Annotated in this window: 15 protein-coding genes (1 of these 15 only partly in view); 10 read left to right on the plus strand and 5 right to left on the minus strand. The window is 63.7% G+C overall.

Annotation, left to right across the window (positions count from 1 at the left end):
• The 3 genes from ACQR1H_RS15335 to ACQR1H_RS15345 form a co-directional block, all read right to left on the minus strand.
• Nucleotides 1-362, minus strand: partial view of a sterol desaturase family protein gene (locus ACQR1H_RS15335; protein WP_316237940.1) — the start only. It extends 520 nt beyond the left edge of the window; 362 of the gene's 882 nt are visible here — the first part of the coding sequence; it begins with the start codon at nt 360-362; the stop codon falls past the left edge of the window.
• 117 nt (nt 363-479) lie between these two features.
• On the minus strand, nt 480-782 hold the full coding sequence (locus ACQR1H_RS15340) for a hypothetical protein (RefSeq protein WP_315717381.1): 303 nt from the start codon (nt 780-782) through the stop codon (nt 480-482).
• 237 nt (nt 783-1019) lie between these two features.
• Nucleotides 1020-2129 (minus strand): polysaccharide biosynthesis/export family protein, encoded by a 1110-nt coding sequence (locus ACQR1H_RS15345; protein WP_316237939.1) that lies wholly within the window; start codon nt 2127-2129, stop codon nt 1020-1022.
• Between the two features lie 670 nt (nt 2130-2799).
• Here ACQR1H_RS15345 and ACQR1H_RS15350 point away from each other — a divergent pair.
• The 3 genes from ACQR1H_RS15350 to ACQR1H_RS15360 all read left to right on the plus strand — a co-directional run bounded on the left by ACQR1H_RS15350 (nt 2800) and on the right by ACQR1H_RS15360 (nt 5323).
• Nucleotides 2800-3126, plus strand: a complete 327-nt coding sequence (locus ACQR1H_RS15350) for a hypothetical protein (protein ID WP_316180484.1) — start codon at nt 2800-2802, stop codon at nt 3124-3126.
• 427 nt (nt 3127-3553) lie between these two features.
• Nucleotides 3554-3958, plus strand: a complete 405-nt coding sequence (locus ACQR1H_RS15355) for a hypothetical protein (protein WP_315802901.1) — start codon at nt 3554-3556, stop codon at nt 3956-3958.
• A 978-nt stretch (nt 3959-4936) separates the two neighbouring features.
• Nucleotides 4937-5323 (plus strand): H-NS histone family protein, encoded by a 387-nt coding sequence (locus ACQR1H_RS15360; RefSeq protein ID WP_315802902.1) that lies wholly within the window; start codon nt 4937-4939, stop codon nt 5321-5323.
• A gap of 209 nt (nt 5324-5532) precedes the next feature.
• Here ACQR1H_RS15360 and ACQR1H_RS15365 read toward each other — a convergent pair whose 3' ends face one another.
• The gene (locus tag ACQR1H_RS15365) at nt 5533-7005 is read right to left on the minus strand and encodes an undecaprenyl-phosphate glucose phosphotransferase (protein ID WP_434863896.1); all 1473 of its coding nucleotides are present in this window, start codon (nt 7003-7005) and stop codon (nt 5533-5535) included.
• Between the two features lie 487 nt (nt 7006-7492).
• Between ACQR1H_RS15365 and ACQR1H_RS15370 the strand changes: the two genes are divergently transcribed.
• Together ACQR1H_RS15370 and ACQR1H_RS15375 are read left to right on the plus strand one after the other, a co-directional pair.
• Entirely contained in the window at nt 7493-8290 is a 798-nt protein-coding gene (locus ACQR1H_RS15370) for a glucose-1-phosphate cytidylyltransferase (protein ID WP_315802904.1), read from the plus strand.
• On the plus strand, nt 8287-8940 hold the full coding sequence (locus ACQR1H_RS15375; RefSeq protein ID WP_316237937.1) for a PIG-L deacetylase family protein: 654 nt from the start codon (nt 8287-8289) through the stop codon (nt 8938-8940). Before ACQR1H_RS15370 ends, ACQR1H_RS15375 begins: the two co-directional genes overlap by 4 nt.
• Nucleotides 8941-9051: 111 nt before the next feature.
• On the opposite strand, the gene ACQR1H_RS15380 is transcribed toward ACQR1H_RS15375, so the two are convergent.
• Nucleotides 9052-10152 carry a hypothetical protein gene (locus ACQR1H_RS15380; protein WP_434907785.1) on the minus strand — a complete coding sequence of 367 codons (1101 nt, stop codon included), beginning with the start codon at nt 10150-10152 and terminating at the stop codon, nt 9052-9054.
• A 390-nt stretch (nt 10153-10542) separates the two neighbouring features.
• On the opposite strand from ACQR1H_RS15380, the gene ACQR1H_RS15385 reads away from it, so the two are divergent.
• The 5 genes from ACQR1H_RS15385 to ACQR1H_RS15405 all read left to right on the plus strand — a co-directional run bounded on the left by ACQR1H_RS15385 (nt 10543) and on the right by ACQR1H_RS15405 (nt 15905).
• The gene (locus tag ACQR1H_RS15385) at nt 10543-11580 is read left to right on the plus strand and encodes an NAD-dependent epimerase/dehydratase family protein (RefSeq protein WP_315802907.1); all 1038 of its coding nucleotides are present in this window, start codon (nt 10543-10545) and stop codon (nt 11578-11580) included.
• A 61-nt stretch (nt 11581-11641) separates the two neighbouring features.
• Entirely contained in the window at nt 11642-12904 is a 1263-nt protein-coding gene (locus ACQR1H_RS15390; protein WP_434907786.1) for a methyltransferase domain-containing protein, read from the plus strand.
• 42 nt (nt 12905-12946) lie between these two features.
• Nucleotides 12947-13489 (plus strand): dTDP-4-dehydrorhamnose 3,5-epimerase family protein, encoded by a 543-nt coding sequence (locus ACQR1H_RS15395; protein ID WP_316180494.1) that lies wholly within the window; start codon nt 12947-12949, stop codon nt 13487-13489.
• Nucleotides 13490-13592: 103 nt separating this feature from the next.
• The gene (locus ACQR1H_RS15400; protein ID WP_434887597.1) at nt 13593-14561 is read left to right on the plus strand and encodes a phytanoyl-CoA dioxygenase family protein; all 969 of its coding nucleotides are present in this window, start codon (nt 13593-13595) and stop codon (nt 14559-14561) included.
• 24 nt (nt 14562-14585) lie between these two features.
• Nucleotides 14586-15905, plus strand: coding sequence for a DUF4910 domain-containing protein (locus ACQR1H_RS15405; RefSeq protein ID WP_434887598.1), 1320 nt, complete (start codon nt 14586-14588; stop codon nt 15903-15905).
• Nucleotides 15906-15909 lie beyond the last annotated feature (4 nt).

Below are 15909 nucleotides of genomic sequence, written 5' to 3' on the forward strand. Positions count from 1 at the left end.
GAAGAGTGATGCACGGCATGCGTGGCCCACAGCCAGCGAACCCGATGCGAGGCGCGATGGTGCCAGTAATAGACGAACTCGCTGGCGAGAAACAATGCGAGCAGGGCCAGCGGCCGGCTCGGATCGAAATCGAAGATCCTGTGGCGATAGGCGATGATGAAGGGAACGGCCGCGACGAGCGCGACCATTGCGCGGATCAGGTGCTGTCCGACCGCGACGGCGAACGAGGCTGCGGTCTCACGCAGGTCGTGAGTCTCGCGACCGGCGAGCCGGCTGAGCCCATATTCCAGCGTCATGAAGCCGATCGCCGTCAGCAGCACGATCATGCGCGTCGACGGGGGCAGGGAAGAGAGGATGGGCATGGCGCGTGTCCGGCGTCATCGGATGGAGACGGCGCGCCGGCCCGCTCCGGAACAGCAGGCGGACCGGCGATGTCAATGCTTCCGGAGGGCCGCGGCCAGCGGCGCCGCGGCGTCTGCTCAGCGCGTGACGGTGCGGCTGTAGCTGTAGGAATTGCCGCGCGGTCCCGTGCCCTGGCCCTGCCGGGTGCAGCTGCCGTCGCTGCAGCTCGCGGAGCCGGAGCGCGACCAGCTGCGGCCGGCGGGACCGGTGCCGCCACCCTGCCAGGCGCAGGCGCCGCCGGAGCAGCTGCCTGAGCCGCCAAATGAGGTGGTGCCGCGCGGTCCGGTGACCGAGCCGCTGCGGGTCCAGGCATTCGCGTCGACCGCTGCTGCCGCCGAAAGCACTGCCACGAGCAGAAATGTCGCGATGGATGTCTTCACGTCAGTCTCCCAATTCGTTCGCGCGGGCGATCGCGTCGCCTGCAAGGGGATACTGCGCGTTCGATGTCGCGGCCTGATGCACCGCCGGTGTCGTTTGGTCGCGGTGATTGGCTGGATTGTAACGGCTTGTCACACGACGGCCGTCCGATGCCACGACATCGCGCGGGGCGGACTCCGGTCCGCCGCCCCTCGACGCTCCGGCGCCCGTTCAGGCCGCTACCGGCCCGCCGTTGCGCTTCACCACCGGGTCTTCGTCGCCGTGTTGACGTTGATCACCGAAGTCGCCGTGTTGGACGTCGTCGTCGCCGTGGTGTTGATCAGGGTCAGAAGCTTGTAGTAGTCGACGACCTTGGCATTGGCGACGTACATCACGTCCTTGCTGCGCATCTGGAAGCCCGAAGCCAGCAGCATGCCGGAGGGATCGCGCAGGTTGATATGATAGATGGTCGGAATGCGGTCGTAGATGAAGCGGCTGGTATCGACGCCGAGCTTCTGCAGCAGCGGGCGCTCCTCGTAGCGATACAGGAAGACCTCGGCCGGATCAGATTGCTGATCGTTCAGTCCGCCCGCCTTGCCGATCGCCTGGGCCAGCGTGAGGGTCTCGGTATCGAACGAAATCTCGGAATTGAAGCCGAAGACGTTCTGATTGAGGGCGCCGAGGGCCGTGAAAGTCGGGGATTCCCGCGTGATGTAGACGACGTCGTTCGGACGGATGAAGATGTTCTCGCGCGGATCCTGCACGACGCGGCTGAGCAGCACGCGCACGCGCTTGCCGTCCCGCTGCAGGGTCACATAGCTTTCGATGGCCTCGTGCTTCGGGCCGCCCGCACGTGCGATCACGGCCAGCAGGCGTTCGCCCACGCTGTTGAGGGCAAGCACGCCCGGCGTATTGACGTCGCCGAGCACGCTGACCACGCTGGAATGCTGCTGGTTCAGGCTGACCACGACCTGCGGCTCGAGCGCGCGCTTCTGCAGCCGGAAGACGATCTCCTGCTCGATCTGCGGCAGCGTCCGGCCGGCGGCGGTGATCTCGCCCGCATAGGGAACGCGGATATTGCCTTGCTGGTCCACCGCCTGCGCCGGCAGATCCACGAAGTTGCCCGGGCGGGCGCCGGCGGCCGTGGGCGGCGTGAACAGCCCGCCGGGCGCCGCTTCGAAGATGGAAACGTTCAGCACGTCACCAACGCCCGCGACCTGCACCGGCTTCGGCCGCTTGTCCGGGAATACGCCCTGGAACGTGATCAGATTGGGCTGCGACAGGAAGCCGATCGTTTCGGAGCTGACGTCGACCAGCGCATAGGGAAGCGCCGTGTTCGACCGCACGCTGGCCGTGGCATTGTCGTTCACGGCGTCGCTGGTCGGTCCTGTCCCGGGGAGCAAGGAACAGGCGGGCAGAAGCGCCAAGATCGCCAGGGTGAGGAGCGCGCGCGAGCGGCGGCAAAGGCCATGAAAGCTGCGCGGGTCCACTGTACTGCTGCGCACAGGAGACCCCCCGCCGCCGGTCGGCCCGGGCGGATTGATCAAGGCCTTCAAACGCGTCCCCGAATACAGCAAAAAAACATTTCCCCACGCTGCTCCCTCCACCAAGAAGGGAGAACGTCCCACGTGTTTCAACCTACCCGGCGGCCATACTGGACGAAAGCGTACGGCCGTTCGGATTGGTCCGCTTTTGCCCGGCCGTGCCAATTAGGTCACAGTCTGACATCACCATATTACCGCCCCAAGCTGTCGGCGCTGCCGGAGGTCCCACGGTGAAGGGATGATCCATTCGACCTAACAGGGTCCGAACAATTTTAAGCACAAAGCCGTTGCGCAACGGTTAGCCCGAGTCGCTTGCTCGCGCAGGGGGCGACGACATCGCAGCCCGCGCAGCGCGTCGGTGAGCCGAGGCAGCCGGACAGCCGAGGGAGGCGGACCGGCGCCGCCAAGGCGGGCTGTAGCTGGCGAGATTCGAAGGCCGTGCGGGCGTCGGGACTGCAAGCGGGCGGCCGGTTGTCCAAGGCCGCCGATCAAGTCTATGCTGCTGCGCCAGCCCTTGAGGCTCTTTTTGCAACGGAGCACGCAATTGTCGAACGTGATCAGGATCGCCGCAGCCGCTTTCGCGATCGCCTTCACGGGCCTATCCGATCCCGCGTCGGCGCGCGGCCTCTATCCGCTGACGGAGTGCGGGCCAGATCTCAGCAGACTCTGCCGGCTGCACGGGACATTCGAGGCCACTCCGTTTCATTACAATCTTGCGATTCATCCCGGGTGCATTCGGCGTGTCGCCGTCGAGACGCCCCAGGGCGTATTGTACCGCCGCGCGGTGGTGTGCGGGGCGCCGGAGCGGCCCATGGTGTGGTAACCCGACCCCTTCCTCGTCGTCTCCGAAGGAGCTGGACGCTCCGCTCGGCCGAGTCATGGTCAAGCTTGGCGGCGAGGACTGATGAGGGCCGTGCTCGGCCGGTCCGGCCGCGTTCGGCAACGTCGATCGTCGCTCAGACGATTAAATGGGCAAGTTCCACACCGTATTCTTACGTAATCTAGAATTAAATTAATTGTGTAGAGACGATTCTGCACGGTCGGAGACATAAAAGGGTAGACTGAACAAACTAAAGCTTCAATTGTACCGGACGAAAGGTGCTTAAAAAGGTCTTTCTGGCAACGCGGTAGCATTTTACGGCAAACCGTAGCGAGTGCCAGAAGTATTTAATGTCTTGCTGTCAGATGGTAAATTAACTTGTCGCGAGTGGTTAATTTAATGCCGAAAATCGAATCCGTGCATCATCGCGATGACGGTTCGGCATTCGGGGAAGATGCCCTCAAAACTCGCCAACGAGTGGGGTCCGTCCTTGTGTGACGAGCTTGGTGCCGCGTTGATTGAGGATATTGAGATGGATGGCGGCGGTCGCGCTTTGAATGCCGTCCTGAAATCGCTGAATAAAATACGCCTTGCCAAATTACGTTTCGGCCGGCCAAGGTCGGGCCGTTCGCAGCAATCCGTGCTGCGGTCGCAGATCGAGCTTTGTGATGTCCTGCTCGATGAGATCCAATCCATCAGCACCAGCCTCGGCAAACGCGCGAAGAAGTCCGCGGCACCCAGGCGTCGCCCGATGGCCACGCGGCACGGCCGCGGGACGGCGCACGTGATTCCGCCCCGGCCGGCGGTGCCGGGTCGAACCAGGCAGCAGAAATAATCGCATCGGAATTTGATCGCTGCGGCGGCCGGCCGTCATGGCCGCGCCGCTTGCCGGCGCGAGACGACAGCCGTTCGGCATTGACCCTGATGACGCGTCAGGTCGCCCCGTGCTGCTGTCGGCGGCCGCTCGACGGCCGGACGTCCTTCAGCCGTCGTGTCGGGCAAGGACGGCGCTCCAAGACGGGCCCGAAACCATATCGCGGCGAGCCATGCGATGCGGCCGCTTCATCCGGCACACAGGCCGCTGATGTCGCCTCCACGGACGATGACTTTGGACAACGGGTTTTCGGGATCGGCCGCGGGTGTCCGCAGCCGTCCTCAACCTCACGGCCGATCGCAGCGGCAGTTAGTTCCGCTGCCGGTGTGTGCCTGTCTGACGCCGCGCGCCCCGCTGTCGGCGCGACGTGCGCAAGTCTGATCTGCGTGAGCGCATCTGAAGGATCCAATATTTAGGGAAGGCGTTTGATTCGCCGGAACGATGTCGGCTGCTTTGCGGCATATTCACGGTGGCGTGCTCAATTAAACCCGGTGGCGGCATTTTGTGCGCATGCAAAAATATCTCGATCCGGGTCTTCAGGGGGCTCGCTCGAAAAGGTTGTAAGTCCGTCGCGGCAGCTTTGAAAACCATGTCGTGGTGAGAATGTCAGCTATCAAATACGCGCAAGTTCGATCATCGAAACTACGTCACTTTGACGCGGTCTTGCCGTAGTATGCGACGAATCCGTTGCAGATCGTGTTGATTCGGTGGCTTCTTCCGGCGTGCAAACGAATGCTGCCGCAATCTCGAAGGCGGCGCGACATCGTTTCGGAAATGGGGTTGCGGGTTGAGTTTTATTTGAGTTACAACCATATGGCTTGGCCGGGTTGGTATAACTCAAATATTCAGTTTTTCCGACCGCGAGCCACTTGCGGAACGAAATACCGAATTATATGACGTTAATCCGGCAGGATAGAGATCACAGACAAAGGTCGCTGTATGTCCACCAAGAAGATCGATTTCGAGGCGATGTCTTTCGATGACCTCTGGTCTCTCCACGAGCAGATCAGTCAGATCCTCGCCGTGAGGATCACGTCGGAGAAGCGCGAGCTCGAACGTCGTCTGGCGGTTCTCAACCGCAGCCGCGGTGCCATCGAAGGTGCCGGCAGTGAGGGTGGGCAGTCCTACACCACGAGCGGCAAGGCGCGGCGCAAATATCCCCGGGTTCTGCCGAAGTATCGCAACCCGCAGACTTCCGAGACCTGGTCCGGCCGAGGCAAGCAGCCGCGTTGGCTGGTGGCGGCGATCAAGACCGGGCATCGGATCGAGGAGTTTGCGATCAATGGAGCGGCGGGCGGTTCGAAAAGTCGCCGTCAGCGGGCCTAATCGGGGCCGACTGAGTCAAGCCCGTCGATAGCCCGAGCGACGCGCAGCGTCGGTTCTGCACCTGATTCGCTCCCTCAACATCAGCGAACGACATGTGAGCGGTCTGACGCCCCCGCGTCGCGATCCGCAGTCTCGAGCCTGAGATCGGTCCGATCCGCCCGCACGGCTCCGCCGGTAGGCTTGCGATCATCATCCCTTGCGAATATGCGCTAATAGGCATTGTTGCCGCGGATCAGCTCGATCGGCGTCCTCAGCAGGATCGCGACGTCGAGCGACAGGCTCCAATTGTCGATGTACCAGAGATCGAATTCGACGCGCTGTTCGATCGACGCACGCGTGGGCGTCGGGCCGCGGCAGCCATGCACCTGCGCCCAGCCGGTCAGTCCGGGCTTGACGCGGCGACGGAATGCGTAGTTGCGCACGAGCTTGTCGAATTCGTTGTCGTGCGCCAAGGCGTGGGGGCGGGGGCCGACCAGCGACATGCTGCCGTCCAGAACGTTGAGCAGCTGCGGCAGCTCATCAATGCTGGTCCGGCGCAGCCAGGTCCCGAGCCGGGTGAACCGACTGTCGCCGATCTGGGCCTGGACGATGGAGGGCCCGTCCTCGAGCACGGACATCGTGCGAAACTTGTAGATCTGGAACGCCCGGCCGTTGAATCCGCAACGCTGCTGCCGGAACAGCACCGGTCCGGCCGAGTCGAGCTTGATGGCGATCGCCACCAGCAGCAGCAGCGGCGACATCAAGGCCAGCGCGATGCCGGCCAGCATGACATCCATGAGCCGCTTGGTGGCGTGTTCGAGCGGGCTCAGCAGGCCGCGCTGCAGCTCGATGGAGACGGCATTGCCGAGCTCGCGGCACGGCCGCTTGAAGATGTCCGACGCCGCTCCGACCGGCACGAAGCTCACTGGAAACGGCAGGACTCTCAGCTCGGCGCCGAGCGTGCGCAGGTCGGACAAGGGTTCGGGATTGGCGCCGACGACGATCTCTTCGATGTCGGAGCCGCGCACATAGTCGATCACGCTGGACACGATCCGCTGCCGCTGATCCGGATCCGCACCGGGCTCGGGAAGCAGGAAATGCCGCTGGACGCGAAAGCCGGTGTCGGTGAGCACCTGGGTCAGCCCGGCGTTGTCCTTGCTTGCTTCATCGGTGATCAGAACGATGTTTCGGCCCGAGAACCGTCTCTCCGCCAAGCCCTTTGCCAGCAGATATGCGGTGGTGCGGCGATGCAGGATCAGCGCCGCGAGCCCGAACATCGCGAAGACGATGCTCGTGCCGCGCGAGAATTCGCTGCCGATCTTGAGCGCAAACAGGGCGCCGGCCAGCACGAGGAACGCCGTGACCCAGGTCAGGCAGGCCGCGCGGATCTGGCGCGGCAGGATCAGCAGCTCGGCCGGCCGGTACATCCCGCGGATCTTCATCAGCGAGACGAACAGCGCCGACACGAGGATCGCCAGGCCGAGCGATTTGCTGACGTCGTTGGCGCCCGCCGCATCCTGCAGGTGATACAGAAACCCGGACAGGACGCTCGACATGGTGATCGTCGCAATGTCCGCCACGATCGCGAACGGCTCCACCGAGTCGTAGTGGACGGGCCATTTGCGCCCCTGGAACTGCCGTTCCACCAGGACGGCCGGCATGCCGTTTCGATCGAGAGTCTCGGGCTGATCCACGTAATGCATGGGATGTCGGTGTTCGAAACTCGGTTAAATAGCGATTAGCTATTTATTATATGTTTTGGCATTTAATTTAAACAATGAAAAATTGCCATTGGAATTTATTCGCGCGGTCGGATTATCCCCCGATACCTGCGTCGCGGGCAGCGTGACGCCTGACGGTGGCGCTTAGGCGCCGAAAGATACCGCCCGTGCCCGCTACGGAAGCGGCTCCGGAAAATCAAGGTAGTCAAATTAATGTTTGAGGCGACGGATATTTCGATGCTCGCCGCCAAGAATGGCATTTAAAAAGAGATATAATTGGATTATTAATCCGGTGCCGGGTGCCCGTGACGCGGGTGGCGTCCGTAGCCGACCGGATGCGGAGGGAGTTTTTCCCTGCGCGGACGGAAGGGCGACACGAGGGCACGGCGAGCTGTCGTCGAGGCCCGCCGGCGAGGTTGAAGATAGTGCTGCTCATTTCAGAGATTGAGAACCCGAAGGACGTCGCGCCATGAAGGTCGTATTGTTCTGTGGAGGACTCGGGACGCGGATCCGGGAATATTCCGAGAGCATTCCGAAGCCGATGATTCCGATCGGCCACCAGCCGATCCTCTGGCACGTCATGCAGTATTACAGCCAGTACGGGCACCGGGATTTCGTTCTGTGCCTGGGCTACAAGGCCAATGTGGTGAAGGACTATTTCCTGAACTACAATCAGGCGGCGACCACCGACTGCACGATCTCGCAGTTCGGCAAGAAGGTCGAGCTATTGGGCGACCGCCCGCCGGACTGGCGGGTGTCGCTGGTCGACACCGGCATCTGGCGCAACATCGGCCAGCGACTGCGGGCCGTCCGGCACCTGGTCGAGGGCGAGGAGATCTTTCTCGCCAACTACAGCGACGGCCTGACGGACGCGCCGCTGCCGGAGATGATCGATCGCTTCAAGCGCAGCGGCAAGATCGGCTGCTTCATCGCCATCCATCCGCCGATCAGCTTTCACCTCGCCGAATTCGACGCCGACGGCACCGTGGGCCGCATGGCGGCGAGCAACGATTCCGATATCTGGATCAACGGCGGCTACTTCATCTTCCGCAAGGAGATCTTCGATTACATCGAGGAAGGGGACGAGCTCGTCGTGCAGCCGTTCAAGCGGCTGATCGACCGCGGCGAGCTGATGGCCTACCGCTACGAAGGGTTCTGGCGGGCCATGGACACGCTCCGCGACCGCCAGGTGCTCGAGGAGATGATCGAGCGCGGCGACACGCCCTGGCATCTCGGCTCCAGTCTTCCGGCGGTGGTGAACGGATGAGGGCGTTGCAGCTCGCCGGTCGCGGCGACCGGCTGTCGGTCCTGTGTCTCGGCGCGCATTCCGACGACATCGAGATCGGGGCCGGAGGCACGCTGCTGTCGTGGCTCGACCAGGGCATCCGCCTGGATGTTCATTGGTGCGTGCTCAGCGGCAATGGCGAGCGCGGCGTCGAGGCGCGGGCGTCGGCCGATGATTTCCTCGCCGAGGTCGCCAGCCGCAATCTCGAGATCATGCAGTTCCGCGACGGCTTCTTCCCCGAGCAGGGCGAGGAGATCAAGGCCTGGTTCGAGCAGCTCAAGGGCCGGATCAACCCGGACGTCATTCTCGCGCACCGCCGCGACGACGCCCATCAGGACCATCGGCAGGTCAACCGCCTGGTCTGGAACACATTCCGCGATCATCTCGTCCTGGAATACGAGATTCCGAAATGGGACGGCGATCTCGGACGGCCCAACGTCTACATGCCCCTCTCCGAGCGGATCATGAAGCGGAAGGTCGCGCTGCTGATGACGCATTTCGGCAGCCAGCGCTCCAAGCAATGGTTCGATCCGGAAACATTCATGGGCCTGGCGCGGTTGCGGGGCATGGAATGCCGCGCCGCCGAGCGCTACGCCGAGGCCTTCGTCGCGCGCAAGCTGTCACTGGGGTGAACGGCGGCTGAAGCCGCCGCCTCGCCGCGAGGCCCTCGCACACGGTCTATCCATGCCCGATGGCGAGGCGATGAGCGGCGCCCGGCCGCTTTGCCCGGCGGCGGCCTGCCGTCAGCCGGCCGCCCGCCGCGGAAGTTCGACGATCTCCTCTGCCGGCGGACGCTCGATCGCGGTGGCCGGCACCTTCTCCAGCCAGACCTCGCGCCACCATGCATAGATGCCGCGCGGGCAGAACAACCGGTTCTCGCTGTAGCGCGACTGGCAATAGACGCCGTCGAGGATGACGGCCGGTGTCTTCATCCGCCGGATGTAGCCGGTGCGCTCGTCGATGAACTTTTCGACCCGCGTCCGTACCCGGAACACCTTTCCGCAATAGGGCACCATCTCGGCGTCGAAGCCCATGCCGCGGTTGTTGGTCTGCTTGTCGATGGTGGCCAGGATCTCCTGGTGCGGGCGCACGCGGACGAGATCGCCGGGCTGCAGCCCGAGATCGGCGATCGGCGCGTCCTTGTCGGTCAGGAGGACGCCGCGCTTGCGCGGGAACGGTACGCCGCCCCACAGCGACTGGATGCGGTCGTAGATCCAGCGCGCGGGCCGGCCGAGCCGCGGACGGCGGGCCATGGTGGCGCCGACATAGGCGAAGTAGAGGAGGCCCTTGAACATCTTCGCGAGCGAGACATTGCCGGACGCGATGTCATCGGCGTACTGCCGGGCGTCCCACCATTTGAGCGGCTGAGTGTAGGTCGGGAGCTCGGTCGCCTGGCAGGCATAGCGGGGGCCTTTTCCCGGCTGCTGGTCCGGCGACTTGGTCGCATCCCACACCGCGCGCACCGTGCATCCGCCGGGCGGTTGAAGCGCAGCGGCGCGGTCCGGGATGGCCGCGGCGGGCTTGGCCGGATCGACCGGGGTCAGCCACGCCTCTTTCCAGAAGATCAGGCAGGCCGCCTGGCAGCCGCCATAGGCCTCGCCGTCGCAGCGATGCTCGAGATGCACGGCGTTGGGGAGGCGCCGTCCGAGCCACTCGCCGGTGTTGTATCCGGTGACCGTGTCGCAGGTCTTGTGGGCGCGCTTGTAGACCTGGAAGCGCTGGCCGCACCATTTGAACATCTGTGGCATGAACGGCAACCCTTCGAGGCGCCCGTTGGCATCGAGCGTCGCCAGGATCTCTTCCTTGCTGCGCACTTCGACCCAGTCGCCGGCGGATAGTGTCATGCTCTGTCTTTCAATGCTTCAATCAATGCGTCGTCAGGCCGGGGCGTTCCCGCACGCGGGACGTCCTCATTTCCATGGATCGAATTAAAGCTGCCGAGATTTGCGGTCAACATTTGTTCCTATTGTGGCATTATTTAATTTGGTGGAATAAATTAAATGGGAGAGGTTGCCTGATGCCGCATCGATCGGCGCCGTCCGGATGGGGCACGGTAACAGGCGGATCGAGATGGCGGAGAAGGGATTTTTACCGAGTTTTGCGTATCCCGCCGAAGAAGGCGGGCGGCACCGCCGCTGCCGACGGATTCACTGGACGCCGGCTGGAATATTAAATTATAATCGATTGCAGGTGATTTAAATTTTGTTTTGGTCGGTATCGTAGAGGGTGAGATTTTGAAGGTCCTGATCACCGGAAACATGGGCTATGTGGGTCCGGTCGTCGCGCGGCATCTGCGGGCGCAGCGCCCGGATGCGACGCTGCACGGCTTCGACAACGCCTATTTCGCCCACTGCCTGACCGGAGCGCCTGTCGTTCCCGAGCGATATCTCGACGAGCAGATCCATGGCGACGTCCGCGACATGTCGCTCGACCTCCGCGGCTATGATGCCGTGGTTCAGCTGGCGGCGATCTCCAACGATCCGATGGGCAATCGCTTCCAGGACGTGACGCTCGACATCAACCAGAACACCACCGTGTCGCTCGCCAGGAAGGCTGCGGCGGCCGGCGTGAAGAACTTCGTGTTCGCGTCGAGCTGCAGCGTCTACGGCATCGCCGACGGACCGCCGCGCAAGGAGGGCGATCCGCTCAATCCCATCACGGCCTACGCCAAGTCGAAGATCGGATCGGAGCAGGAGCTCGCCGCGATCGACACCGGCATGACCATCACCTGTCTGCGCTTTGCGACCGCCTGCGGCATGTCGGATCGGCTGCGGCTCGACCTCGTCCTCAACGATTTCGTGGCCTGCGCGCTCACCCGCCGCCAGATCAGCGTGCTCTCCGACGGCACGCCGTGGCGCCCCCTGATCGACGTGGCCGACATGGCGCGGGCGATCGACTGGGCGATCGACCGGCCGGCGGCGACGGGCGGCCGCTTCCTCACCATCAATGCCGGCTCGGACGACCGCAACTACCAGGTCAAGGATCTCGCCAACGCGGTGGCCGCGCGCGTGCCGGGGACCAGCGTGTCGATCAACACCTCCGCGCCGGTGGACAGCCGCTCCTACAAGGTCGATTTCGGCCTGTACCGCTCGCTGGCCCCCGATCATCAGCCGCAGGTCACCCTGGACCAGTCGATCCAGAACCTTGTCGATGGTCTCAAGAGGATGCAGTTCAAGGATGCCGAGTTTCGCTCGTCCGATCTGATCCGTCTCAAGGTCCTGCAGGACCACATGGAGACGGCCCGGATCAACGACAGGCTGCAATGGACGTGATCGCGCCGGCCGCGCCGGGCAGATGCTCGCCTCAGCCGGCAAGGACAGTGACGGAGACACCATGGAACTGACCCTTCCCACCGCCGTCGGCGTCGCGCCCAAGTGCCGGCACTGCGGCGACGACCTGACCCTCAAGCTGATCGATCTCGGCGCCTCGCCGGTCGCGAACGACTACATCGATCCGACCAACTACATGCGGGCGGAGCCGTTCTATCCGCTGGAGACCTTCGTCTGCCGCGAGTGCCGTCTGGCGCAGACGCGCGACCTCCTGGCCGCGTCCGAGATCTTCCGCGCCGACTATGCCTATTTCTCCTCGCACTCGACCTCATGGCTCGAGCACGCGCGCCGCTATGTCGAAGCCATGGCCGATCGCTTCAAGCTCGGCCCGGCCTCGCGGCATGTCGAGATCGCGTCGAATGACGGCTATCTGCTGCAATACTCGCTCCAGAAGGGCATCAACTGTCTCGGCGTCGAACCCTGCGAAAGCGTCGCGCTGGCCGCGCGCGCCAAGGGCATCGAGACCCGGGTCGAATTCTTCGGCCGCGACTATGCGACCCGTCTCCGGGAGGAGGGCTGGTCGGCCGATCTCCTCACGGCCAACAACGTGCTCGCGCACGTTCCCGACATCAACGACTTCGTCGGCGGCGTCAAAATCCTCCTGGCGCCGGAGGGCGTCGCGACCTTCGAGGTCCAGCACCTGCTGACCTTGATGCAGCGGCATCAGTTCGACACCATCTATCACGAGCATTTCTCGTATCTGTCGCTGATCGCGGGCCTGCGCATCTTCGCCCAAGCGGGCCTGCGGGTGTTCGACGTCGAGCTTCCGGAGACGCATGGCGGCTCGATCAGGTTCTTCGTCTGCCACGCGGAGGCCGCTCATGCGGAGAGCCCGAACGTTGCCGATGTCCTGGCGCGGGAGCGGGCCTATGGGCTGCATGACGATGCCATCTACATGGCCTGGAACGAGCAGGTCAAAGAGACCAAGCGTGCGCTGCTCGAATTGCTGACGGCGCTCAAGCGCGATAACAAGAAGATCGTCGGCTACGGTGCCCCGGCGAAGGGTGTGACGCTGCTGAATTATTGCGGCATCCGCACCGATTTTCTCGACTTCACGGTCGATCGCGCCCCGTCCAAGCAGGGCCGCTACATGCCGGGCGTGCGCATTCCGATCCTGCCGCCGGAAGCGATCTTCGAAGCCAGGCCAGATTACGTCCTGATCCTGCCGTGGAACATCAAGAGCGAGATCAAGGCACAGATGGCGGCGATCCGCGACTGGGGCGGCCGCTTCATCGTGCCGGTCCCCAAGGCGACGATCGAGGAGTAGAGCAGGGCATTGCCGCACCATATGCGCGAAGAGTGTTGAGCCATGAGGTTTGTCCCGCTTGGACGGTCGGATGCGCGGCTGATCGAGCTGACCGTTCGCTCCGACGAGCGCGGCAGCTTCACGCGGACCTGGTGCGCGAAGACTTTTGCCGAGCAGGGCATCGCGTTCGTCCCGATGCAGGGCAACAGCTCGGTGACGCGTCTCCGCGGCAGCGTCCGCGGCATGCATTTCCAGCGTGCGCCGAAGCCTGACGCCAAGATCGTCCGCTGCAGCGCCGGGCTGATCCATGACGTCATCGTCGACATCAGGCCGAACTCGCCGACGCGCGGCGAGGTCTATGCCTGCGAGCTCGGCCCCTCGACGGCGCGGATGCTCTACGTTCCCGCCGGTTTTGCCCATGGATTCCAGACGCTGACCGACGACGTCACGGTCGAGTATCTGATGGGCGAAGACTATGTCGAGCAGCTCTCGGACGGCTTCCGGCACGACGATCCGATGATCGGCATCCGATGGCCGCAGCCGGTGACGGTGTTGTCAGCCAAGGATGCCGCTTGGCCCTCGCTTGCCGAACGGGGTCTTTGGTGAAGCAGCATGACGACAGCGCGGTATCCTGGGGGAGGGATCTGGCGGCCACGGAGCGGCCCGATCGTCTCGAACGTTCTGACGATTTGTCGAGGAGGATCACGGAATGACGAACATTTTCGTTGATGCCACGATGCCCGATGACGAGCGGCGCCGGAAACTGTATGAGGGCGCGCTGTTCCTGCATTCGCCGACGCCCTCGCTCAATGCGCTGGTCGCGTTCGCCAGGGAGCTGATCGAGGAGGCGTTTCATCCCTACGATCCCCGGACGGCGCAATTCGAGCTCCCGGTCGAGCGCTACGTCGAGATCCTCGCCAGGCTGAAGCCGTTCTTCATCCATCACGCCCGGTCGAAGGAGCTGGTGCAGGGCACGCTCCGCGAGTTCGGCTGCGATCCCGAGCTGACCTATTTCGACGTGCCGCGGCTGCGGTCGGCAACCAGCAACGACTATCTCACCACCGGGATCGCGTTCGCATTCCACCCTCATCGCGACACCTGGTACTCGGCGCCGCCGTGCCAGCTCAATTGGTGGCTGCCGGTGTATGACATCGCGCCGGACAACGGCCTTGCATTTCATCCGCGCTATTTCGATGAAGCGATCAAGAACGGCTCCAGGACCTATAACTACTACGAGTGGAACAGGACCTCGCGTGCGTCGGCGGCGCAGCACATCAAGACGGATACACGGGTGCAGCCGAAGCCGGAGCAGGAGATTGCACTGGATCCGCAGATCCGGGTGATCGCGCCGAGCGGCGGCGTCACGATCTTCTCCGGAGCGCATCTGCATTCGTCCGTCCCGAACACCTCGGGCGTGACGCGCTTCAGCATCGATTTCCGTACCGTGCATTTTGCCGATGTCAGCAGCCGGCGCGGCGCCGTCAACATCGATTCGGAATCGACCGGCACGAACCTGCGCGACTTCCTGCGGGTGGCCGATCTCGCGCGGCTGCCCGAGGAGATCGTCACGACATACGATCAGGTGGAAGCTCCGGCGGAGCATCTGGTCTACCAGCCGACGATCGTGCCGCTGCCGGCCGGCGATCTCGCGGCCGATGCCGCGCAGGCGTCGGCCTGACCGATGAAGTAGGGCTGACGCGTCATGCTGGACATCCTCAAATCCCCGGCTGGTCCGAGAACGCCGGCGATCGATCTCCACAATCTGGTCGCCGAACTGTTTCCGATCAACCGCAGCCTCACCGGGGCGGGTGTCCGTCAGACGCTCGGCATCGTCGCTCGGAATGTCGGGCTTGCGATTCACGAGGTGCCGTCCGGCACGCCGGTCCTGGACTGGCACGTGCCGGCGGAGTGGAACATTCGTCGCGCGACGATCTCGACCCTGTCGGGCCGCGTTCTCGTCGACTTCGCCGACAACAATCTGCACGTGATGGGCTACAGCAAGCCGGTCCAGGCGGTGCTCAGCCGTGCCGAGCTTGCCAAGCACGTCCATACCTTGCCGGACCAGCCTGATCTCATTCCCTACCGGACCGGCTACTATGCCGACGATTGGGGCTTCTGCCTGCAAGATCGTCTGTGGCGGGGGATGACGGACGACAGCTACCGCGTCGAGATCGACAGCGAGCTCTCGCAGGGGGCGTTGACCTACGGCGAATTCTTCGTCCCCGGGCAGACGGACAAGGAAGTCCTGATCACCTGCCATATCTGTCACCCGAGTCTCGCCAACGACAATCTCTCAGGGATTGCCGTCATGACGGCGCTGGCGATGCGGCAGGCGCAGCAGCCGCGCCGACTCGGATACCGATTTCTGTTCCTGCCGGCGACCATCGGCGCGCTCGCGTGGCTCGACCGCAACGAGCGGAATCTCGGACGTGTTGAACACGGCCTCGTCCTCACCTGTCTCGGCGATTCCAGTGGATTTCACTACAAGCAGAGCCGGAGCGGGGCGAGCATCGATCGCGCCGTCGCGCATGTCCTGAAGCACTCAGGCCATCCTCATGAGATTCTGCCATTCAGCCCCTATGGATATGACGAGCGGCAGTTCTGCTCGCCGGGATTCGATCTGCCGGTCGGGTGCCTGATGCGCGGCGTGCACGGCACGTTTCCCGAATATCACACCTCGGCGGACAATCTGGATTTCGTCAAGCCGGACTGTCTCGAGCAGTCCTACGCGGTCATCGAGGAGGTGCTGGATCTGCTCGATCGCGACCGCATCTATGAGCGCGTCGATGGGCGAGGGGAGCCGCAACTGGGACGGCGCGGCCTGTATCGCGCGATTGCCGGCCAGCGCGAGGCGGGCGGGGCGACGCAGATGGACCTGCTATGGGTCCTCAACCTCGCGGATGGCAGGCACAGCCTGCTCGACATGGCAATCCGGGCCGACGTTCCGTTCGCGCGCATCGAGGCCGCTGCGCGGATCGCGCTGGACGCCGATCTCATCAGAACACCGGTTTCATCATCGTGACGTC

This window comes from Bradyrhizobium sp. HKCCYLRH2015, from assembly GCF_051168215.1.
Taxonomy (GTDB): Bacteria; Pseudomonadota; Alphaproteobacteria; order Rhizobiales; family Xanthobacteraceae; genus Bradyrhizobium.

Coding starts and splice junctions, on each gene's coding strand:
- ACQR1H_RS15350 (WP_316180484.1), top strand. CDS start 2,800: ATGCTGCTGCGCCAGCCCTTGAGGCTCTTTTTGCAACGGAGCACGCAA.
- ACQR1H_RS15355 (WP_315802901.1), top strand. CDS start 3,554: ATGACGGTTCGGCATTCGGGGAAGATGCCCTCAAAACTCGCCAACGAG.
- ACQR1H_RS15360 (WP_315802902.1), top strand. CDS start 4,937: ATGTCCACCAAGAAGATCGATTTCGAGGCGATGTCTTTCGATGACCTC.
- ACQR1H_RS15365 (WP_434863896.1), bottom strand. CDS start 7,005: ATGCATTACGTGGATCAGCCCGAGACTCTCGATCGAAACGGCATGCCG.
- ACQR1H_RS15370 (WP_315802904.1), top strand. CDS start 7,493: ATGAAGGTCGTATTGTTCTGTGGAGGACTCGGGACGCGGATCCGGGAA.
- ACQR1H_RS15375 (WP_316237937.1), top strand. CDS start 8,287: ATGAGGGCGTTGCAGCTCGCCGGTCGCGGCGACCGGCTGTCGGTCCTG.
- ACQR1H_RS15380 (WP_434907785.1), bottom strand. CDS start 10,152: ATGACACTATCCGCCGGCGACTGGGTCGAAGTGCGCAGCAAGGAAGAG.
- ACQR1H_RS15390 (WP_434907786.1), top strand. CDS start 11,642: ATGGAACTGACCCTTCCCACCGCCGTCGGCGTCGCGCCCAAGTGCCGG.
- ACQR1H_RS15395 (WP_316180494.1), top strand. CDS start 12,947: ATGAGGTTTGTCCCGCTTGGACGGTCGGATGCGCGGCTGATCGAGCTG.
- ACQR1H_RS15400 (WP_434887597.1), top strand. CDS start 13,593: ATGACGAACATTTTCGTTGATGCCACGATGCCCGATGACGAGCGGCGC.
- ACQR1H_RS15405 (WP_434887598.1), top strand. CDS start 14,586: ATGCTGGACATCCTCAAATCCCCGGCTGGTCCGAGAACGCCGGCGATC.